Consider the following 20,546-nt stretch of genomic DNA (forward strand, 5'->3'; position numbering starts at 1 on the left):
AGAGAAAGGGCGAGAGAAGGGGGAGGGGGTCAGGCGACCTTGGACCTGGGGGCGGAGAAGGTGTTGCAGGAGCCGGGGGTCTCCTGGTCGAAACCGCGGGTCACCCAGTAGGCGACGTTCTTGGCGGTCCCGTGGGTGGCCGTGCTGTAGGCGGCGCTCAGGACGTACTTGAAGTCCGACTCCTCACGGTTCAGGGAGTGCCAGATGCTGCCGATGAAGGCGCCGCTCAGGCACTCGGCCTGGAGCTCGATCTTGCGCAGCTCGCGCAGCACCGCCTTCTCGTTCTTGTAGTCCCGTGAGGCGAAGGCCGTCATGATCCCGGAGAGCTGCTGGACGTGGTGGCCGTACTCGTGGGCCAGGGTCTGCAGCAGGAACAGCTCGGTCGCCTGGGAGAGGATGTCCTTGTTGAGGTAGAAGGTGATCTTCTTGTTCGCCGGGCAGTAGACCGCCTGGGCGTCCTTGGGGAACTTGCCGCAGCCGGTCGGGACGCCGATGCGCGAGGTGACCGCGAACCTGGGCTTGGAGAAGGGCAGCTTCACCTTGGCGAACTGGTACTCCCAGCCCTCGTTGAGGCAGTCCAGGGCGAAGTCGAGATAGATCTCCGCGCTCTCCCGGTCGTCGTTGTAGACCGGCTGCTCAGGGCAGGCGTCCGGTTCGAGCTTGCCCGTCTTGTAGATCGGGTTGGCGGTCAGGGCGGCCTGGCCCGTGGGCACGGGCGCGAGCCGCCCGCCGCTGATCTCCGCGCCCGCCGTACCGGCGAGCAGCGTGCTCACGAGCACGCCGGAGAGCAGTGCGATAAGGGGGATGCGCATGATGCCCAACCCTAGGGAAGGTTCAAGAGGGGGTAAAGCCGATATGCGGCCATGCTTGGAAAGCATGGCCGCATATCGCGGGGTTCGTGCCGAGGGTCAGGAGGTGCGGGAGGCGCTGAAGATCAGGTGGTGCGGGGTGTGCCGGGGTCAGGCGACGCGACCGGTCGGGGCCGACCAGGTGTTGCAGGCGGAAGGGGAGCCCGCGTTGAAGCCGCGCTCCATCCAGTAGGCCTGGCTGCGGCCCTTGCCGTGGTCGTTCTTGGGCCAGTTCTTGTGCCCGTTGTCGCGGACCCAGCTGACCATCGCGTCCCAGTGCGCCGGATCGACCGGGAGGTCGTCGGCGGCCTGACGCAGGAAGGCGGAGCCGAGGCAGTCGGCCTGCAGTTCGAGGCGGCGGGAGAAGGCGAGCTTGGTGGACGAGGAGGCCCGCCAGATGCTGCTGCTGTAGTAGTTGATGATCCCCGCGAGGTGTTGCACGTGGTGGCCGTACTCGTGGGCGATGAACTGGGCGTGGTTGGGCACGAAGGGGTTCTTCAGGACCTCACGCGTGACACCGATGTAGATGGTGCGGTTGCTGGAGCAGTACATCCCCCCGGCGCTGCTGGGCCACCGACCACAGGGGGTGGTCACCTTGGTGGTGGAGGAGAAGCGGAGGTTGGGGTGGGAGAACGACAGGTTCGTCTTCCTGAACTGGGTCTTCCAGGCCCGATTCAGACAGCGAACCGTCTTGGTGACGAAGGTCCGGTAGGAGGCCGCGCTCCCCGCGCGGATCTGTCCGGCCTGGCAACGCATCGTGGGCAGGGTGCCGGTGCGGTAAAGAGGGCTCGCCGTCGCGGCGGCCCGGCCGCGCGGGGGCGCCTGCCTCCCCGCGGAGGTGGTCGTACCCTGTGCCGTCTCGACGGTCGGCGCGACCTGCTGCGAGGCCAAGGTCGCGGTGGCCGACGAGGCGGAGGCGCCGGCTGTGTCCAGGGTCATCACCAGGGCAAACGTCAACGAGACGGCAACAAGCGATGATAGTTGCCTAAAGGGGAGAGTTTTCATGGTGAGGCAAAGGTTATTGCAACTGTGGATAAAACGTGCAGAATCGCCGCTCCTGGGGGTTGCGTCCCCCATCGCAACTAGACTCGTCGTGACGTTGACTGGACAGAGGGGATGATTCCGTGAGCGAGCGGACCGGGCAGCCTGGAAATCTTCTGGAGTCGGTCAAGGGGCCAGAGGACCTCAAGCGCCTGGCGGCGGACGAGCTACCGGTCCTCGCCGCCGAGATCAGGGACCTCCTGATCGCCTCCACCGCCCGCAGCGGCGGCCACCTCGGTCCCAACCTCGGCGTCGTCGAGCTGACGATCGCGATGCACCGGGTCTTCGACTCGCCGCACGACCGCATCCTGTGGGACACCGGTCACCAGGCGTACGTCCACAAGATGCTCACCGGCCGGGCCGGGCAGTTCGACACGCTCCGCCAGGAGGGCGGCCTGTCGGGCTACCCCAGCCAGGCCGAGTCCGAGCACGACATCATCGAGAACTCCCACGCCTCGACCGCGCTGTCGTACGCCGACGGCCTGGCCAAGGCGTACCGGCTGCGCGGCGAGGTCGACCGCACGGTCGTCGCGGTGATCGGGGACGGGGCGCTCACCGGCGGTATGGCCTGGGAGGCGCTCAACAACATCGCGGCGCGCAAGGACCTGCCACTGATCATCGTGGTCAACGACAACGGCCGCTCCTACTCGCCGACCATCGGCGGACTCGCCTCGCACCTGGCCTCCCTGCGCACCGATCAGCGCTACGAGGACGTGCTCGAGTTCGTCAAGGGCAACCTGACGAGGGTCCCCGTGGTCGGCGCCCCCGTCTACGACGCCCTGCACGGCGTCAAGAAGGGCCTCAAGGACGTCCTCGCCCCGCAGGTCATGTTCGAGGACCTCGGCCTGAAGTACATCGGCCTCGTCGACGGCCACGACGAGCAGGCCGTGGAGTCCGCACTGCGCAGGGCCCGCGACTTCCGCCGCCCGGTCATCGTGCACGTGCTCACCAAGAAGGGCTTCGGCTACTCCCCGGCGGAGAACCACGACGAGGACTGCTTCCACTCGCCGGGCGTCTTCGACCCGCTCACCGGTGAGGAGAAGCCGAAGCCGCACGGCTGGACCAACGTCTTCGGCCAGGAGATGGTGCGCCTGGGCGCCGAGCGGCGCGACATCGTGGCGATCACCGCCGCGATGCTCGGCCCCACCGGCCTCATCCCGTTCTCCGAGGCCTACCCCGACCGTCTCTACGACGTCGGTATCGCCGAGCAGCACGCCCTGACCAGCGCCGCCGGTTTGGCGCTCGGCGGTCTGCACCCGGTGGTGGCCGTCTACGCCACCTTCCTCAACCGGGCCTTCGACCAGCTCCTGATGGACGTCGCCCTGCACCGGCTCCCGGTCACGGTCGTGCTCGACCGGGCGGGCGTCACCGGCGACGACGGCGCCAGCCACAACGGCATGTGGGACCTGTCGATCCTGCAGGTCGTCCCGGGCCTGTCGGTCGCCGTTCCCCGCGACGAGCCCCGCCTGCGCGAGCTGCTGGCCGAGGCCGTGGAGATCGACGACGGCCCGAGCGTCGTGCGCTACCCCAAGGGGGCGGTGGCCGCCGAGACCGAGGCGGTCGGACGCCTCGGCGAGATGGACGTGCTGCGCGCGGGTGATCCCGACGTGCTGCTCGTGTCCGTGGGGCCGATGGCCGAGCTGTGCCTGGAGGCCGCCGACCTGCTCGACGCCCAGGGCATCTCCGCCACGGTGGTCGACCCGCGCTGGGTCAAGCCGTTGGACGAGGCCCTGGTGCCGGCCGCCCGCGCTCACAAGCTGGTCGTGGTGGTCGAGGACAACGGCAGGGTCGGCGCGGTCGGCGACGCGGTCGCCCGCATGCTGCGCGACGCCGACGTGGACGTGCCGGTCCGCACGTACGGCATCCCGCAGCGCTTCCTCGACCACGCCAAGCGCCCGAAGATCCTCAGCGAGATCGGCCTGACCTCGCAGGACATCGCCCGTCAGATCACCGAGGCGATCGCGAAGCGCTCCGCGGACCTGGAGGAGCACCCGAGCCGCTGAACCGCGTCCCCTCCGTCCGCGCGGTACCTCCACCGTGCGGATCCCCGGTAGCCCGCGTCGATCCGGGTCAACCGGGGATCCGCTCGCTCGCGTCGCCGGAGCCGGTCGTGTGGCCCGAGCCGTCGGCGTCACCCGTGCCCGCCGCCTCGCGCGCCGGGCGGGCACGGTGGTTGATCACGACGAGGCCCGCGACCACGACCGCCACGCACCCGAGGATCGGCACCAGCAGATGCCGGTTCTGCCGCAGGGCCTCACTCGCGAGGGAGCCCAGCCACAGGTAGACGGTCATCCAGGCCGCGCCGCCCGCGAGGGTCCAGCGGATGAAGCGCGCGTACGGCACGCTCAGGGCCCCGGCGACGATCGGGGTGAGCGAGCCGGTCACGGGCAGGAAAGGGGCGGCGGCCAGGGCCGGGCCGGTGCCGGCGCCGCTGTCGGCGCCGGTGCTCGTGGCCAGCCGCTCGGCCCGCGACCAGCGCCGTTCGCCGATCCTGCGTCCGAGGCCGCTCAGGCGCAGCCGCGATCCGTACCGGCGGCCGACGAGCCAGCCGCCGGTGGCGTACAGGGCGTACCCGGCGCACCCGGCGGCCGCCACCGCCGCGATCTCCCACGGACCCGTCAGCGCCGCCCCCGCCACGAGGATCGCCGCGACCCCGGGTATCAGCGAGCCCGCCACCGTCAGCACCGCGAGGAGTATCGAGCCGACCAGGTACGGAGACGACGACTGCAGCATGTCCAGGAGCATGCCCCCAGGATCGCGGCCGGGAGCGGCGGACGGCATCGGGGACCTTCCCCTAGACAACCCCGACTTTGAAACAGCCTTGAGTTTCGCCGTTCGTCCGCCGATCCAATGGGCATGTGACCTGCGACACAGAACCGGCGGTCGAGGAGGGGCCATGGGGGTCTTGCGCGTCAAGTCGGTGGAGCAGTCGATCTCGGACACCGAGGCACCGGAACACCGGTTGCGCAAGGACCTCAGCGCGCTGGACCTCACCGTCTTCGGGATCGGCGTCGTCATCGGCACCGGCATCTTCGTACTCACCGGCCGGGTCGCGAGGGAGATGGCCGGGCCCGCGGTGGCACTGTCCTTCGTGGTCGCGGGCATCGTCTGCGCGCTGGCGGCGCTCTGCTACGCCGAGTTCGCCTCCACCGTCCCGGTGGCGGGATCCGCCTACACCTTCGCGTTCGCCACCCTCGGTGAGTTTCCCGCCTGGATCATCGGCTGGGACCTCACGCTGGAGATGATGCTCGGCGCCGCGGTCGTCGCGGTCGGCTGGTCGGGATACCTCACCTCGCTGCTGGCGTCCCTGGGGATGACACTGCCGGAGACGATCGCGGGGGAGGGGGCGGCGTTCAACCTGCCCGCCGCGCTGATCGTGCTGGTTCTCACCGCGATCCTGGTCGTCGGGATCAAGCTGTCGTCCCGGTTCAACCTGATCATCGTCACGATCAAGCTCGCGGTGATCCTGCTGGTCGTCGTGGCCGGGCTGTTCTTCGTCAGGGGCGCCAACTACTCGCCGTTCGTCCCGCCGTCGAAGGCGACCCCGGCCGTGGAGGGGCTGTCCGCGCCGCTGATCCAGGTGCTGTTCGGGATCAGCCCGGTGGCGTACGGGGTGCTGGGCATCTTCAGTGCCGCGGCCATCGTGTTCTTCGCCTACATCGGCTTCGACGTGGTCGCCACCGCGGCGGAGGAGACGCGCAACCCGCAGCGGGACCTGCCCATCGGCATCCTGTCCTCGCTCGCCATCTGCACGGCGCTGTACGTCGCGGTCTCCCTGGTCGTCGTCGGAATGCAGCCCTACGGTCAGCTCAGCGAGGCGGCGCCGCTCGCCGACGCGTTCAAGGCGGTCGGCCAGACGTGGGCCGCGTCGCTGATCAGCGTCGGCGCGCTGGCCGGTCTCACGACGGTCGTGATGATCCTCATGATGGGCATGTCGCGGGTGATGTTCGCCATGTGCCGCGACCACCTGCTGCCGAGCGGGCTGGCCAAGGTGCACCCCAAATACCGGACCCCGTACGTCATCACCATCATGATGGGTGTCGTCGTCGCGGCCCTGGCCGGGCTGGTGCCGCTGTCCACCATCGCCGAGCTGGTCAACATCGGCACGCTCTTCGCGTTCGTGGTGGTCTCGATCGCGGTGGTCATCCTCCGCCGCACCCGCCCCGACCTGCCGCGTTCCTTCCGCACCCCGCTGGTGCCGGTGGTTCCCGTCCTGTCGGTGCTCGCCTGCGTCTACCTGATGCTCAACCTCCCCGTGGAGACCTGGCTCAGGTTCGTGGTGTGGATGCTGCTCGGGATCCTGCTCTACTTCGGGTACGGCTACCGGCACAGCAGGCTCTCGGAGCGCTCGCGGTGATCTCCTTCTCGCGGCCCGTTCCCGAGGGAAGGGGCCGCGAGAAGGAGACGTCAGGCGGGGACCGAGGCCACGCCCGGCGGCAGGAACCGCGGCTCGGCGATGCCCGTCCGGTCCAGGTACGGGGTGACGCCGCCCAGGTGGAACGGCCAGCCCGCACCGAGGATCATGCACAGGTCGATGTCCTGGGGAGCGGAGACCACGCCCTCCTGGAGCATGAGGCGGATCTCCTCGGCCAGCGCCCGCAGCGCCCGCAGCCGCACCTCCTCCGCCGTCGACGGGGAGGTGCCGCCGGCGAAGAGGGCGACCGCCTCGGGGTCCAGCGAGAAGTCCGGCGCGTAGACACCGGGCCTGCCCGCCGCGACGAGCCGGGCGAGGTTCTCCGACACCCCGTAGCGGGCGGGGAAGGCCTCGTGCATCGTCTCGGCGACGTGCAGCGCCACGGCCGGGCCGACGAGTTGCAGCAGCGCGAACGGGGTCATCGGCAGGCCCAGCCCGTCCAGCGCGTGGTCGGCGACCTCAAGCGGGGTGCCCTCGTCGACGGCGCCGATGACCTCGCCCATGAAGCGCGTCAGCAGGCGGTTGACCACGAACGCGGGCGCGTCCTTGACCAGCACGGACGACTTCTTCAGCGACCGTCCGACGGAGAAGGCCGTGGCGAGCGTCGCGTCGTCGGTCTTCGCTCCCCGCACGATCTCCAGCAGCGGCATCACCGCGACCGGGTTGAAGAAGTGGAAGCCCACGACGCGCTCCGGGTGGCGCAGCCCCGAGGCCATCTCGGTCAGCGACAGCGAGGAGGTGTTCGTGGCGAGCACGCACTCGGCGGAGACGACCTCCTCCACCTCGGCGAACACCTTCCGCTTGACCTTCATGTCCTCGAAGACCGCCTCGATGACGAAGTCGGCGTCGGCGAACGCGTCCTTGGTCAGCGAGCCGGTCACCAGGGCCTTGAGCCGGTTGGCCTGGTCGGCGGAGAGGCGCCCCTTGCCGAGCAGCTTGTCCACCTCGGCGTGGACGTATCCCACGCCCTTGTCGAGGCGGTCCTGGTCGAGGTCGGTCAGCACGACCGGGACCTCCAGGCGGCGCGCGAACAGCAGCGCCATCTGCGAGGCCATCAGGCCCGCGCCGACGACGCCGACCTTGGTCACCTTGCGGGCCAGCGCCTTGTCGGGGGCGCCCGCGGGCTTCTTGGCCCGCCGCTGGACCAGGTCGAAGGAGTACAGGCCGGCGCGAAGCTCGTCGCCCATGAGGAGGTCGGCGAGGGCCTCGTCCTCGGCGGCGAACCCCTCGTCGCGCGAAGCGGTGCGGGACAACTCGACCAGCTCCAGCGCCCGGTAGGGGGCCGGGGAGGCGCCGTGCAGCCTCATGTCGAGCAGGAAGCGCGCGTCGGCGACCGTCTTGGCCCAGTCGTCCCCGGTGTGGTCGGTGCGGGAGACCGTCACCTCACCGCGCAGCACCTGGGCGGCCCAGCGCAGCGACTCCTCCAGGAAGTCGGCGGGCTCGAACATCGCGTCGGCGACGCCGAGCGCGAACGCCTCCCCGCCCTTGATCATGCGGTTCTGCGCGAGCGGGTTCTCGACGATCAGCTTGACGGCCGCGGCCGGGCCGATCAGCCGGGGCAGCAGCTGGGTTCCGCCCCAGCCGGGGACCAGGCCGAGGAAGCACTCGGGAAGCGCCACCGCGGCCACGCCCGAGGAGATGGTCCGGTAGGTGCAGTGCAGCGCGACCTCCAGGCCGCCGCCCATGGCCGCGCCGTTGACGAACGCGAACGAGGGCACGTCCAGCTCGCCGAGACGGCGGAACACGTCGTGCCCCAGCCTGCCGATCAGCAGCGCCTGCTCGCGCTCGGAGACCAGCGCGGCGCCCTTGAGGTCGGCGCCGACGGCGAAGACGAACGGCTTGCCGACGACACCCACGGCCGCCAGGTCGCCGCGTGCGGCGACCGCGTCCAGGGCCTCACCCAGCGAGGTCAGCCCGGCGGGGCCGAACGTCGAAGGCTTGGTGTGATCGAAGCCGTTGTCCAGCGTGATCAGGGCCATGGTGCCCGCCCCGTAGGGCAGTTCCACGTCGCGCACGGCCGCCCGGGTGACGACCTCGTCGGCGAAGAGCCGCGTGATGTCCGTCTCGCTGTTCGTCTTGTTGTCCGTCACTTCTCGCCCTCCCAGCCGAGGTTCTCCCAGATGACCGTTCCGCCCATGCCCAGGCCCACGCACATCGTGGTCACGCCGTAGCGGACGTCGGGGCGCTCCCCGAACTCGCGGGCGAGCTGCGTCATCAGACGCACCCCGGAGGAGGCGAGCGGGTGGCCGAAGGCGATGGCGCCGCCGTAGGGGTTCACCCGGGGGTCGTCGTCGGCGATGCCGAAGTGTTCGAGGAACGCCAGCACCTGCACGGCGAACGCCTCGTTGATCTCGAACAGTCCCATGTCGGAGACGGAGAGCCCGGCCAGCCGCAGGGCCCGCTCGGTGGACGGGATCGGCCCGACACCCATCACCTCCGGGTCCACGCCCGCGAAGGCGTACGAGACCAGGCGCATCTTCGGCGCGAGGCCGAGCTCTTCGGCGACGTCGGAGGCGGCCACGACGCAGCCGGTGGCGCCGTCGTTGATGCCGGAGGCGTTGCCCGCGGTGACCCGGCCGTGCGGGCGGAACGGGGTCTTCAGCCCGGCGAGGCCCTCCAGTGTGGTGCCGGGGCGGGGGGCCTCGTCGGCCGTGGCCAGCCCCCAGCCCTTCTCGGCGGACCTGGTCGCCATCGGGACCAGGTCCTGCTGGATCCTGCCGTCGGCGTACGCCTTGGCGACCTTCTCCTGGGAGGCGAGGGCGAAGGCGTCCGCGCGGTCCTTGGTGATGGAGGGGTAGCGGTCGTGGAGGTTCTCCGCGGTCATGCCCATGACGAGGGCGGATTCGTTCACGAGCCGTTCGGCCAGGAACCGGGGGTTGGGATCGACGCCCTCGCCCATGGGGTGGCGGCCCATGTGCTCGACGCCACCGGCGATCGCGACGTCGTAGGCGCCGAAGGCGATGCCGCCGGCGACCGAGGTCACCGCGGTCATCGCGCCCGCGCACATACGGTCGATCGAGTAGCCGGGCACGGTCTTGGGCAGCCCGGCCAGGATCGCGGCGGAGCGGCCGAGGGTGAGGCCCTGGTCGCCGATCTGCGTGGTGGCCGCGATGGCCACCTCGTCGACGCGCTCGGGAGGCAGATTCGGGTTTCGCCGGATCAGCTCGCGGATGACGCGGATCACCAGGTCGTCGGCGCGCGTCTCGGCGTACAGGCCCTTGGGGCCCGACCTGCCGAATGGTGTGCGCACACCGTCGACGAATACGACGTCACGAGACGAAGGCACGGGTTCGCTCCTCGTTGCTGGATGGCTTCCCCACCATGCTACTCGTCAGTAACAAGGTTTGGTGCGGCCGGGTGGACGGGAGGTGGGTAAGTTGTCCCCAGGAGTGTGCGGGCTCACGCCCCACCTCGCGGGCCCGTGTCCGGGGTGCGGGGCGAGGGTAACTCTGACAGACTTTGGAAAACGCTTTCCAGGAGGTTGTCGGTGGTCACGCTTGAGGATGTCGCCCGGCATGCGGGCGTCTCGCTCGCCACGGCGTCACGGGTGCTCAACGGCAGCACCCGGCAGGTGGGCGCACCCCTGCGGGCCAAGGTGGAGCTGGCCGCCGCCGAGCTGGGATACCGCACCAACGTGGCCGCGCAGACCCTCGCCAGGGGTGCGAGCAACGTGATCGGCCTGGTCGTCCACGACCTCACCGACCCCTACTTCGCCGCGATCGCCGACGGGGCGATGCGGGTCGCCGAGAGCCAGGGGCTCATGGTCATGATCGGCACCACCCACCGTGACCCCGAGCGGGAGATCGCCTACGTCTCGACGCTCAACGCGCAGCGGGTCCGTGCCGTGCTGCTCGTCGGCTCCCGGGTCACCGACCCGCGGACGACCCAGAGGCTCCGGGCGGAGCTCGACCGCTACCGGGAGTCCGGGGGCCGGGTCGCCTGCGTGGGCCAGGATCTGCTCGGCGTCGACACGGTGGTGCCGGACAACCGCCGGGGCGCCGCCGAACTGGCCCGCGCTCTCGCCGGGCTGGGACACCGGAACTTCGCGATCCTCGCCGGGCCCGACTGGCTGATCGCGCCCAGGGACAGGGTGGAGGGCTTCGCCGGCGCGCTGGAGGAGCTCGGCCTGCCCGCGCCGCGCGTCCTGCACGGCACCTTCGACCGGGAGGGCGGCTACGCGGCGGCCACCCGGACCTCCGGGGTCACGTGCGTCTTCGCCGTCAACGACGTGATGGCGGTGGGCGCCCTCGCCTCCTTCAGAGACCGGGGCGTCCGGGTGCCCGAGGACGTGTCCGTGGCCGGGTTCGACGACATCTCCACCCTGCGCGACCTGGTTCCCTCGCTGTCCACGGTGCGGCTGCCGCTCGCCGACATGGGCGCCCGTGCGCTGGAGCTCGCCCTCGGCCCGTCCGAGGAGGTCCGGGCCGAGGCCGTGAGCGGCGAGGTGATCCTCCGGGAGAGCAGCCGCGGCCTGGGATGACATGACAGGCGGTCGGGAGCCGGGATGACATGACAGGCGGCCACGGCCCGGAGAGGTACGGCAGAGGCCACGGCCCGGGGTGACACGACAGGTGGCCCGGATACCCCTGGGGCGGTCCGGGCCGATCGTGTGTCGCGGGAAAACGCGGCGAAACGCGGGAAAAAGGGAGACGCGGGGGAGCGGGGTCAGCGCATGCCGGGAACGGGGTTTCCCCGCTCGTTGACCGGCGGGACCATGATCTGCCCGCGCAGCCAGCGGATCGTCCTGATCACCCCGTCACCGTATCCGGGAGAGTGCTGGCGCCCCCGGCCGAGCTGCCGGGACACGTCCTCGGCCGCGCTCTCCTCCATGCCGAGGTTGAGGCCGGTCGGTCCGTGCATGGGGCGAGGCGTGTTGCGGACCGGGGACTTCCTGCGGGTGCCGAGCACCCATTCGCACACGGCGACGGTGCCCGCGCACCACTCCTTCTCCCACTCGCCCGCGGCGTTGGGCCGGCCCTGGCGGGCCAGCTCGGCGACGGCGGCGATCTCGTCCTCGGTACGCAGGATCACACCACGCCCGCCGACCAGGTGTCCCCAGCCTTCCGAGGAGCGGCGGCCGGGGATGGGCAGGCCGTCCTTGGCGCCGATCAACCAGTTCAGGGTGCTGATCACCCCGTCGGCCGGCAGGACCCGGCCCTCGCGCGGAACCCGCTCGGCGGCGTCGATCTCGGCGCGCGCCTCCGCGAGGGTGGGCGGGGATCCCGAGGAGGGACGACCGCTGATCGGCGCCTGCTCCCGCTTTCCCAGGGCCCAGAGAATCGCCTCTCCCTGGCCCGAGGGGGCGGAGTCGGGGTTGGCGGCCTCCCACTCCCTGATCGTCTCCAGCACGGCCATCACGTGTTCCGGCGGCCGCTGTATGGCGGGGCGGGCTTCGCTTTCTGCGGTCGTCATGTCCCTACCGTACGAGTACCTGACACGTCACTCCACCGTGAAGCGGTAATCCGGGCTCGGCGAATACGTTTTTCCTCCCGCTGGAACGGTCCTTCGCTCAGAAAAATCGTGGCGGGAGAGTGCCCGTCACCCTCCGACGAACTCGGCGAAGGCGGCCTTCACCCTGGACAGGATCTCGTCGGGGTCGGCCGCCCACACCTCGGCGTTGAAGATCTCGACCTCGACGTCCCCCGTGTAGCCCGCCTCGGCCACCGCCCGGGTCATCGGGGCGAAGTCGATGACGCCCTCACCCATGATCCCCCGGCCGAGCAGCACGTCGGCGGGGAGCGGCGACAGGAAGTCGCACACCTGGTAGCTCGCGATCCGGTCCGAGGCCCTCGCGATCTGCTCAAGCACCCGCGGGTCCCACCACACGTGGAAGGTGTCGACGACGACGCCCACCTGTTCGCAGGGGTGCGCCTCGGCGAGGTCGAGTGCCTGGGCGAGGGTGGACAGCACGGCCCGGTCGGCGCAGTACATCGGGTGCAGCGGTTCGAGGGCGAGCCTCACCCCGCGTTCGCCCGCGTACGGTGCCAGCACGGCCAGTGCCTCGGCGACCCGCTCCCGCGCCGCGGGCAGGTCCCGGGAGATCGTGCCGGGCGGCTCGCCGGGCACCACGCCGGGCAGGCCGCCGACCACCATGACCAGGCAGGCGGCGTTCAGCGCCGCGGCCTCGTCGATCGCCCTGCGGTTGTCGTCCAGGGCGTTCTGCCCGCCCGAGGTGAGGAAACCGCCCCGGCACAGCGACGACACCCGCAGCCCGGCGTCCGCGACGAGCTTCACGGTCTCCTCCAGGCCCGCCGCGGCGACGTCCTGCCGCCACAGGCCGATGGCCTCGACGCCGTGCCGCACGCACCCGTCGACGGCTTCGGCAACCGACCACCGTTTCGTGGTCCACTGGTTCAGCGAGAGACGGCTCGTTCGCGCGATCACAGGCCGTTCACCGCCAGCAGGGAGCGCATCCGGGAGACCGCCAGCTCGGGATCGGCCAGCAGCCCGGCCCGGTCGGCCAGCCGGAACACCTCGGCCAGGTGGGGCAGGGATCTGGCCGCCTGAGCGCCGTTGACCATGCTGAAGGCGTCCTGGTGGCCGTTGAGCCACGCGAGGAGGACGATGCCCGTCTTGTAGTTGTACGTCGGCGCCTCGAAGATCTTCCGTGAGAGCGGGACCGTGGGCTCCATGATCTCGTCGTACCGTCGCAGGTCGCCCGCGTCGAGTGCCTCCAGGGCCGCGGCGGCGGCGGGGGCGATCGCGTCGAAGATCCCCAGCAGCGCGTGGCTGCCCGACGCGATCAGCGAGGGGTAGTTGAAGTCGTCGCCGGTGTAGAGCCGTACGCCTTCGGGCAGTGCCGCGCGCAACCCGATCTCGTGCTCGGCGTCCAGCAGCGAGACCTTGACCCCGTCCACCTTCGCCGCGTGGTCGCGGATCAGGGAGAGGAACGACGCGGTCGCCTCGGTCACGTCGCGCGAGCCCCAGTAGCCCGCCAGGTTCGGGTCGAACATCTCGCCCAGCCAGTGCAGGATCACCGGGCGGTCGACCCCGGAGAGCAGCTCGCCGTAGACCCGGTGGTAGTCCTCCGGGCCCCGCGCGATCGCGGCCAGCCGGCGGCTCGCCATCACGATGACCCCGGCGCCCGCGTCCCGCACGGTCTCGATCTGCTCGGTGTAGGCCGCCACGACCTCGTCCAGGGTCCGGGCGTGCGGGGCCTGGTCGGTGCCCGCGCCGCAGGCCACCAGTTCCGCCGGGTCGCCGAAGGCCTTCGCCTCGGCGGCGCTGCGCCGGATCAGCTCGCGGGTGGCCGTCCAGTCGAGCCCCATGTTGCGCTGGGCGGTGTCCATGGCGTCGGCGACGCGCAGCCCGTACGACCACAGATGGTGGCGAAAACGCAGGGTGGCGTCCCAGTCGACGGCGGCGGGGGAGCCCGGGGTGTTGTCGCCGAGGGGATCGGCGACCACGTGGGCGGCGGCGTAGACGACGCGGCTCACGGCGGGGCCCGCGGGCCTGCTCCAGGTGACCGGCTCGCGCAGGGTGTGCTCCCCGCCGGGCAGCGCGATCCGCGCGGTCCTCGGTGCGGCCATCACGGCTCCACCGGCAGGCGGCGGCCCTCCGTGGAGGAGCGCAGGCCCAGCTCGGCGAGGCGGACGCCGCGCGCTCCCGAGGCGAAGTCGTAGGGGAAGGGCGCGTCCTCGGCCACGTGGCGGACGAACCGCTCCCACTGGATCTTGAAGCCGTTGTCGAACTCCGTGTTGTCCGGCACCTCCTGCCAGCCGTCCCTGAAGCGGGCGGTGGCGGGCAGATCGGGGTTCCACACCGGCTTGGGAGTGGCGGCGCGGTGCTGGATCCGGCAGTCGCGCAGACCGGCGACCGCGCTGCCGTGCGTGCCGTCGACCTGGAACTCCACCAGCTCGTCGCGGTTCACCCTCACGCTCCAGGAGGAGTTGATCTGCGCGATGATCCCGCCCTCCAGCTCGAACACCCCGTAGGCGGCGTCGTCGGCGGTGGCCCGATAGGTCTCACCCCGCTCGTCCACCCGCTCGGGGATGTGGGTGACGGCCTGGGCGTAGACCGAGGTGACCCGGCCGAACAGGTTCTCCAGCACGTAGGCCCAGTGCGGGAACATGTCGAGGACGATGCCGCCGCCGTCCTCGGAGCGGTAGTTCCACGACGGGCGCTGCGCCTCCTGCCAGTCGCCCTCGAACACCCAGTAGCCGAATTCGCCGCGCACCGACAGGATCCTGCCGAAGAAGCCGCCGTCGATCAGGCGCCTGAGCTTGAGCAGGCCGGGAAGGAAGAGCTTGTCCTGCACGACGCCGTTCTTCACCCCCTTGGCGGTCGCGGCCTCGGCGAGCGCCAGCGCGTCCTCGTACGTCTCGGCGGTCGGCTTCTCCGCGTAGACGTGCTTGCCCGCCTCGATCGCCGCGAGCACGGCCTTCACGCGGGCCTGGGTGACCTGGGCGTCGAAGTAGATCAGGTTGGCGTCGTCGGCGAGGGCGGTGTCGAGGTCGGTGGTCCAGGACTCGATGCCGTGGTCGTCGGCCAGCCTCTGCAACTTCTCGGCGTTGCGGCCCACCAGCACCGGTCTGAGCAGGACCCTCTCGCCGCCCGACAGGGGCACGCCGCCCTGCTCGTTGATCGCCAGGACAGAGCGGACCAGGTGCTGGCGGTAGCCCATGCGGCCCGTGACGCCGTTCATCACCACGCCGATGCTTTGCGGGGACATCTTTCTCCGACCTCTGAGGAAAGCGCTTTCCTTTCCACCGTACGACAGTCGTCCCGCCTGCGGCAAGCGCCGGGCGATGTCCGGATGAGCGGGATGCCGGCCGGTGCCCCTCGGAGTCGCGGGGCGGGAACGCCGGCCGGGGCCGGGGCGAGGTCGTCGAGGTGGTCCTGAGGTCCGGACCGGAGGATTCCCGGCGTTTCCCGGAGATATTCCGGCGTTCACGAGATCTTTACAACACGTTCGCGAGAAAAGGGCGGGTGAAAGAGAGTCTCGCGTTTTCCGTGTCCCACGTCATCGCAGCTGAAACGCGTCCGAGCGCGCATCAGGGCAGTATCCGACCAAGCGTGTCCTGACTCGTCGTCAAAGCATGACATTTTCGTATTTGTCATGAGTTGAGACGTTCCGTCTGTCCTCCTCTCGCCGTGCCCAGACCCCTCGACTGGCCGAGGTGGAGCGACAGAAGGGGCCACTCGTGAAACGAGTCGTCACCGGGATTTCCGCTGCCCTCACGCCGATTCTCCTCATCGTCTCCCTGGCCGTCTCCCTGACGGCAGGGGCGGCGTCGGCGACCCCGCCCAACATTCCCTCCGCGGCCACCGCCGCGAGCAGGCTCGCGACGCTCACCGTCGCCGCGGAGACGAACCAGTCCTCCTACAGCCGGTCGTTGTTCAATCACTGGATCACCATCAGCGGCTCCTGCAACACCAGGGAGACGGTGCTCAAAAGGGACGGCACGGGAGTGGTCGTCGACTCCGCTTGCGCGGCCGTCTCCGGCCGGTGGTACTCCCCGTTCGACGGCGCCACCTGGACCGCCGCGAGTGACGTCGACATCGACCACATGGTGCCACTGGCCGAGGCGTGGCGTTCGGGCGCCTACGCGTGGACCAGCGCGCAGCGCCAGGAGTACGCGAACGATCTGGGCGGGCCCGAGCTGTGGGCGGTGACCGACAACGTCAACCAGGCCAAGGGCGACCAGGACCCCTCGACGTGGCGGCCACCGCTGGCGAGCTTCCACTGCACCTACGCCAGGGCGTGGATCCAGGTGAAGTACTACTGGAAGCTGACCCTGCAGAGCTCGGAGAAGAGCGCCCTGCAGAGCATGCTCGCGAGCTGCTGAGCCTCCCGCCCCGCCGGCCCCCGCCGTCCCCGCCCTGTCCGGGGCCGCCGTCCCCCGCGCTCCGGGGCCGGTGTCCCCGAGCCCCCCGGGGGCGGTGGCGGTGGGGGCCCGGCCCCCGGAGCCGTGACGTCGCGAAGAGGATGATCATCTTGGTTGCGTGATATTCCGTGGCACTGAATGTCCGCCGAACTCCATATCGGATCGCATTCCTCATGAAAGGCCGACATTGAGACCGGTGCGGGTGAATGCCCCGGGTTATTCGACGGCCGCGCGGAAAATGCCGGGAAGCGCTGGGCTGTCATGTGTCGAGCCGGACACGAAGGGTAGTCGTTCTTCGAAGGGATTCCCCGCGAAGGTGGATGTGAAGACGGCGATTCGTGAAACCAGGTGGAGGGCTTCGGGCATGAAGACGGGAAAACTCACGGAGGTATTTCTGGACAGCGCCTACGAATCGGTCGGACGGGCCCGCCATGAGACGCGTGAGGCCCTCGGTCCCGACCACGTCCTGCTGTCCGATGTCGTCCAGGTGGTCTCCGAGTTGCTGGCGAACGCCGTGGAGCACGCCGACCCCGGCCTGGTGGACGACCTGATCGGTCTCACCCTGACCGCCACCCACGACTCCGTCCACGTCGAGGTCTCCGACCCCGGCTCCGCCTCTCGTGCGCCGCACATCTCGTGGCGCCGGCCTTTCGAGGCCAGACGCGGTCGGGGCCTGCTCATCGTCGACCGGCTCTCCGGTGGACGCTGGGGGACCCGCGAGCACGGCCGCGGGCTGGGCCGGACGGTGTGGTGCGCCATCCCCTACGTGCGGCCGGAGCCGGTCGGTGACGAGAGCGACGAGGCGGAACGCCCTCTTTCCGCGGCCTGCCGGAACTGAGCCGGCCTGGAGCGTTCCCGAGACCGGGGATCCGGGCCGGTGTGGACGTGCTCGGCCCGGTCCCGGGAATGGAACGGGAAGTGATCTACTTTGTAAAGGGCGGGGGCCTCACGCCTGACCCTTGATCTCCAAACGGAGCAGGGCCTTGGCGATCGGATGGGCCGTCAGCCCGATCTGCCACTCCCTGGCACCCAGCTCACGCAGCCGGGCGACCACGCTCTCGTCACTGATGACCGGGGGTGGCTCCCAGGTCAGGCGGCGTATCGCGTCGGGCTGGATCAGGTTCTCCGCGGGCATGTGATGCTCGTCGGCGAGCGCGGCCACCACGGCCCTGGCGGCGGCGAGCCGGCGGGCGGCCACCGGGTCGCGGTCCATCCACCGGTTGGCCGGTGGCGGCCCGTCGCCGGGGGCGCTGGGCTGCGGCAGCTCCGAGTCGGGCAGTGAGCGGGCGGCGCCGATCGCAGCCAGCCAGTCGCGCAGGTGCCGCCGGGCGCTGCGGCCGGTGAACGGGGGAATGTCGGTGAGCGCCTTGGTGGTGCGGGGCAGCTCAAGCGCGGCTGTCACGATCGCCGAGTCGGGCAGGACCCGGCCGGGGGCGACGTCGGACTGGCGGGCGAGTTCGTCGCGGAGTGTCCACAGCTCCCGCACCACCGCCAGCCCGCGCAGCGAGCGGACCTTGTGGATCCCCGAGGTGCGCCGCCACGGGTCGGAGCGCGGGGCCGGCGCCTTGTGCGCGAGCACGGCGGCGAACTCCTCCCGCGCCCACTCCAGCTTGCCGCTGGAGATCAGCTCCTCGTGCAGGACGTCGCGGAGCTCGATCAGGACCTCGACGTCGAGGGCGGCATAGCGCAGCCAGTCTTCCGGCAGAGGTCGGGTGGACCAGTCGGCGGCCGAGTGGCCCTTCTCCAGCCTGAATCCGAGGACGTTCTCGACCATCAGGCCGAGCCCGACCCGCTCGTAGCCGAGCAGTCGACCGGCCAGCTCGGTGTCGAACAGCTCTCGCGGGTGGAAGCCCACCTCCGCCAGGCACGGCAGGTCCTGGGAGGCCGCGTGCAGCACCACCTCCGCGTCGGCGAGCGCCGCGTCGAGCTCCGACAGGTCGGGACAGCGGATGGGGTCGATCAGGGCGCTTCCCGCGCCCGCGCGGCGCAGCTGGACGAGATAGGCGCGGCCGCTGTAGCGGTAGCCGGAGGCGCGCTCGGCGTCGACGGCGACGGGGCCTGTGCCCTCGGCGAAGGCGCGTACCACGCGCGCGAGAGCCGCCGGATCCTCGACGACGGGTGGGATTCCCTCACGAGGTTCCAGCAGCGGGACTACGGTCGTCTCATCGGTCACGTTCTGAAGGGCTCCGGATCTTCGCGACGGCGCGGCGGCAGGGCCGCCACGTCGGGTGGCAGGGGTGGCATGCCCGCGGCAAGGCACATCAGGTCGCACCAGGCGGCGACATGGCCGGAGAGGTCCTCCTGCAGCGGCGACCAGGATGCGCGCAGCTCCAGCTCCGTGGTCACCGGGTCTTCGGCCTTGTTGCCGAAGCCCTCGGAGACCGCCCGGGTGACGGTGCCTCCGGCGGCGGCGTAGCCGGCGCCGTGGGCGTCGAGCGACTCGGTGAGCCAGCTCCACGCGACGGGTCCGAGCAGCGGGTCTTCGGTGATCTCCGGCTCCATGTCGGCCCGTACGTAGGCGACGAGCCTGAACTGGCCGTCCCAGCCGCGTTGGCCGTCGGGGTCGAAGAGCACGATGAGGCGGCCGACCGCGAGCTCGTCGTCGTCGCGGTACACCGACGCGCCGATCGCGGCCGAATAGGGGGCCAGGCGCTGCGGGGCCGGGATGTCCTCCAGCTCGATCTCGGGCCTGACCTCCGCGGGGCGCATGCTCGCCACCGCGCGCCTGAAGGCGGCGGGAGCGGGCGGCGCGTCACCGACGGTCATATCGGAAGCGTAGGTCGAAACTGATCGCATGGGGACCACTGGGGTGCGTATAGGAGCCATTGGAACCGATCAAGCCGTTGCCGACGGCCTGCGAGGGGCGAGGGTGAGCCCGCCGACGGGAACTTCCGGGAGGAGCTCGTGACCGTGCCCGGCGCGGACCCGTTCCGTGTCGGCCCATTCGTGACGCTCGCCCCGGTCGTGACCGCGGGGATGGGACCGTTGGTGGGGACCCCGCCCGCTGGTGCGGGAGGCACGGTGCTCACCGCGACGTTCGGGTGAACTCCACATGGTGGACATCGCACGGGCCTTTCGTCGGGTCGTGGTCCGACGTTGGCACGTCGCGCCGACATTTCCGCGCAGCGTGCTCGGCGTGTCCCCAAAGTGGTGCGGGAATCGATGCCGCGCGGTGACTTGGCGAACATTTGGACCAGCCGAGGGCCGGGCCAGGATCGCCGATGAGAGGAACTGTACCCGGAAACATGATCGCCTCGCTCCGCCTGTTCTCATCTGCCGCGTGCCAACATCGGATTTCAGTGGACGAAGCTCTCAAAACCGGTAAAGCGCGATCGTTGTCATCACTTGACAGTGTCTGTGGGGTGTGACGTGCGATCTCATTGAATAGTCGGTGATTTCGTATTGAACTCATCGGTCGAGGGCCTTGGTGAGCCGAGCGGTCTGTCGGCATGGCACCCTGGTGGGGTGACTTCCGAGCTCGTCGACTCCGCTTTCCTGCGCGCCTGCCGCCGCCGGTCCGTTCCTCACACGCCGGTGTGGTTCATGCGCCAGGCCGGTCGCTCGCTGCCCGAATACCGGGCGCTTCGCGAGGGAGTGCCGATGCTCACGGCCTGCGCCACCCCCGAGCTGGTCGTGGAGATCACGATGCAGCCGGTCCGCCGCTACGGCGTGGACGCGGCCATCCTCTTCAGCGACATCGTGGTCCCGCTCAAGGCGATCGGCGTCGACCTCGACATCAAGCCGGGCGTCGGACCGGTGGTGGCCGCGCCGATCAGGGACGCCGAGGCGGCCAAGGCGCTGCGGCCGATCGAGCCGGACGACGTCTCCTACGTCACCGAGGCCGTCCAGGCGCTGACGAAGGAGCTGGGCGGGACCCCCCTCATCGGGTTCGCGGGAGCGCCGTTCACGCTGGCCTCCTACCTCATCGAGGGCGGCCCCTCCAAGAACCACGACCACACCAAGGCCATGATGTACGGCGAGCCGGAGCTGTGGCACGCCCTCATGGACCGGCTGACCCAGATCACCCTGGGCTTCCTGCGCGTGCAGCTCGCCGCCGGGGCCTCCGCCGTCCAGCTCTTCGACTCCTGGGTCGGCGCGGTGTCACCCGACGACTACCGCGAGTTCGTCCTCCCCTACACCAGCCGGATCTTCGCGGGCCTGGCAGACCTGGACGTCCCGCGCATCCACTTCGGTGTCGGCACCGGCGAGCTGCTCGGCCTGCTCGGTCAGGCGGGGGCCGACGTCGTGGGCGTCGACTGGCGGGTCCCGCTCGACGAGGCCGCCTCGCGGGTCGGCCCCGGCAAGGCGCTGCAGGGCAATCTGGATCCGGCGATCCTGCTCGCCCCCTGGAAGGTCGTCGAGCGCGACCCGCCAGTCGACGCCCACGACGTCGGCCCCCGCCTGACCGAGCAGGCC

17 protein-coding genes are annotated in these 20,546 nt (G+C 70.5%); 6 read left to right on the forward strand and 11 right to left on the reverse strand.

The features are described 5' to 3' along the window. Positions 1-29: 29 nt before the first annotated feature. Complete coding sequence (locus AB0B90_RS15450) at positions 30-812, reverse strand: neutral zinc metallopeptidase (protein ID WP_350946682.1); 783 nt, start codon at positions 810-812, stop codon at positions 30-32. Between the two features lie 147 nt (positions 813-959). Next, positions 960-1,787 (reverse strand): neutral zinc metallopeptidase, encoded by an 828-nt coding sequence (locus AB0B90_RS15455; protein ID WP_350946683.1) that lies wholly within the window; start codon positions 1,785-1,787, stop codon positions 960-962. A 185-nt stretch (positions 1,788-1,972) separates the two neighbouring features. Between AB0B90_RS15455 and dxs the strand changes: the two genes are divergently transcribed. Beyond that, entirely contained in the window at positions 1,973-3,892 is a 1,920-nt protein-coding gene (gene dxs / locus AB0B90_RS15460; protein ID WP_350946684.1) for a 1-deoxy-D-xylulose-5-phosphate synthase, read from the forward strand. Between the two features lie 67 nt (positions 3,893-3,959). Here the strand turns inward: dxs and AB0B90_RS15465 are convergent, their stop codons facing one another. Further along, positions 3,960-4,634 carry a VTT domain-containing protein gene (locus AB0B90_RS15465; protein WP_362922990.1) on the reverse strand — a complete coding sequence of 225 codons (675 nt, stop codon included), beginning with the start codon at positions 4,632-4,634 and terminating at the stop codon, positions 3,960-3,962. Positions 4,635-4,785: 151 nt separating this feature from the next. On the opposite strand from AB0B90_RS15465, the gene AB0B90_RS15470 reads away from it, so the two are divergent. Then, positions 4,786-6,246, forward strand: coding sequence for an amino acid permease (locus AB0B90_RS15470; RefSeq protein ID WP_350946686.1), 1,461 nt, complete (start codon positions 4,786-4,788; stop codon positions 6,244-6,246). A gap of 50 nt (positions 6,247-6,296) precedes the next feature. On the opposite strand, the gene AB0B90_RS15475 is transcribed toward AB0B90_RS15470, so the two are convergent. Continuing rightward, entirely contained in the window at positions 6,297-8,393 is a 2,097-nt protein-coding gene (locus AB0B90_RS15475; protein WP_350946687.1) for a 3-hydroxyacyl-CoA dehydrogenase NAD-binding domain-containing protein, read from the reverse strand. Continuing rightward, on the reverse strand, positions 8,390-9,589 hold the full coding sequence (locus AB0B90_RS15480; RefSeq protein WP_350946688.1) for a thiolase family protein: 1,200 nt from the start codon (positions 9,587-9,589) through the stop codon (positions 8,390-8,392). The genes AB0B90_RS15475 and AB0B90_RS15480 overlap by 4 nt, the downstream gene beginning before the upstream one ends. A gap of 201 nt (positions 9,590-9,790) precedes the next feature. Here AB0B90_RS15480 and AB0B90_RS15485 point away from each other — a divergent pair, with 201 nt between their 5' ends. Next, entirely contained in the window at positions 9,791-10,783 is a 993-nt protein-coding gene (locus AB0B90_RS15485) for a LacI family DNA-binding transcriptional regulator (protein ID WP_350946689.1), read from the forward strand. A 185-nt stretch (positions 10,784-10,968) separates the two neighbouring features. On the opposite strand, the gene AB0B90_RS15490 is transcribed toward AB0B90_RS15485, so the two are convergent. The 4 genes from AB0B90_RS15490 to AB0B90_RS15505 form a co-directional block, all read right to left on the reverse strand. After that, positions 10,969-11,715: a hypothetical protein gene (locus AB0B90_RS15490; RefSeq protein WP_350946690.1), complete on the reverse strand. Its 747-nt coding sequence runs from the start codon at positions 11,713-11,715 to the stop codon at positions 10,969-10,971. Positions 11,716-11,841: 126 nt separating this feature from the next. Beyond that, the gene (locus AB0B90_RS15495; protein ID WP_350946691.1) at positions 11,842-12,687 is read right to left on the reverse strand and encodes a sugar phosphate isomerase/epimerase; all 846 of its coding nucleotides are present in this window, start codon (positions 12,685-12,687) and stop codon (positions 11,842-11,844) included. Then, on the reverse strand, positions 12,684-13,832 hold the full coding sequence (locus tag AB0B90_RS15500) for a dihydrodipicolinate synthase family protein (protein ID WP_362922994.1): 1,149 nt from the start codon (positions 13,830-13,832) through the stop codon (positions 12,684-12,686). The genes AB0B90_RS15495 and AB0B90_RS15500 overlap by 4 nt, the downstream gene beginning before the upstream one ends. Then, positions 13,832-14,974 (reverse strand): Gfo/Idh/MocA family oxidoreductase, encoded by a 1,143-nt coding sequence (locus AB0B90_RS15505; protein WP_362922996.1) that lies wholly within the window; start codon positions 14,972-14,974, stop codon positions 13,832-13,834. Before AB0B90_RS15505 ends, AB0B90_RS15500 begins: the two co-directional genes overlap by 1 nt. Positions 14,975-15,446: 472 nt before the next feature. Here AB0B90_RS15505 and AB0B90_RS15510 point away from each other — a divergent pair, with 472 nt between their 5' ends. Further along, on the forward strand, positions 15,447-16,091 hold the full coding sequence (locus AB0B90_RS15510; protein ID WP_350946694.1) for an HNH endonuclease family protein: 645 nt from the start codon (positions 15,447-15,449) through the stop codon (positions 16,089-16,091). 403 nt (positions 16,092-16,494) lie between these two features. Then, positions 16,495-16,968 (forward strand): ATP-binding protein, encoded by a 474-nt coding sequence (locus AB0B90_RS15515; RefSeq protein WP_362922998.1) that lies wholly within the window; start codon positions 16,495-16,497, stop codon positions 16,966-16,968. Between the two features lie 108 nt (positions 16,969-17,076). On the opposite strand, the gene AB0B90_RS15520 is transcribed toward AB0B90_RS15515, so the two are convergent. Next, complete coding sequence (locus tag AB0B90_RS15520; protein ID WP_350946696.1) at positions 17,077-18,303, reverse strand: ribonuclease D; 1,227 nt, start codon at positions 18,301-18,303, stop codon at positions 17,077-17,079. Next, positions 18,300-18,896 (reverse strand): DUF3000 domain-containing protein, encoded by a 597-nt coding sequence (locus AB0B90_RS15525; protein WP_350946697.1) that lies wholly within the window; start codon positions 18,894-18,896, stop codon positions 18,300-18,302. The genes AB0B90_RS15520 and AB0B90_RS15525 overlap by 4 nt, the downstream gene beginning before the upstream one ends. A 699-nt stretch (positions 18,897-19,595) precedes the next feature. Here AB0B90_RS15525 and hemE point away from each other — a divergent pair. After that, positions 19,596-20,546, forward strand: a 951-nt coding sequence (hemE, locus tag AB0B90_RS15530) for a uroporphyrinogen decarboxylase (protein ID WP_362923001.1), incomplete at its 3' end; no start/stop codon positions are given.

It is taken from the genome of Streptosporangium sp. NPDC049078, from assembly GCF_040648855.1.
GTDB lineage: Bacteria > Actinomycetota > Actinomycetes > Streptosporangiales > Streptosporangiaceae > Streptosporangium.